This is a genomic window from Pseudoalteromonas sp. P1-9, assembly GCF_001399975.1.
Taxonomy (GTDB): domain Bacteria; phylum Pseudomonadota; class Gammaproteobacteria; order Enterobacterales; family Alteromonadaceae; genus Pseudoalteromonas.
The window spans coordinates 1-538 of record NZ_LKBD01000132.1 but is presented as its reverse complement, the minus strand read 5'-3'; the positions used below and the strand labels follow the sequence as shown (position 1 = coordinate 538).

Genomic DNA, 538 nt, shown 5'->3' with positions numbered 1-538 from the left:
AGACTTTACTTAATTCGACGTGGCACCTGTCTTCAGTCTATGTTCGTGGTTCAATGCTGCGTGAGCAGCATCGCCATCCTAACGCCGTCGGTAGTTGTGCCACACCCGATGCTTGACCCAATGCATTAACTCTAATTCGTTCATATTAAGCAGGTACTCTTGCCAATCTCAGTTTTACATTGACAGGCGTAAGCACCACTTCTTTTGCAATTGCCCATATGTACGCAATCATTTCTCGGGCTATAGCAGTGACAACAAGGTTGTAATGCTTACCTTTGTTAATGAGCTTTTTATAACGTTTACAGAGTCTTAATTGTGCTTTCCAGGCGATATCAACAATCTGTTTTGGTAAGCCTTCTTGTCGCTTTTGTAGTTCAGTCGAGATATTGGCAGCATGGCGGTAACTATGCGCACCTTCGACTAACAATCGTCTTGCTCGACCATTGCCGCATTTAGTAATTGCGCCAATATGCCTTTTACCGCCACTTGAGTGTTCACTTGGTACAAGGCCGAGGTAACTCATCAGCTTACGCGGATG

The 538-nt window shown here is 44.8% G+C and carries 1 protein-coding gene; it reads right to left on the bottom strand.

Annotated elements, in window-relative coordinates:
* Window positions 1-145: 145 nt before the first annotated feature.
* Window positions 146-538 (bottom strand): transposase (locus AN214_RS21875; RefSeq protein ID WP_152960857.1); only part of this gene is annotated, 393 nt, incomplete at its 5' end.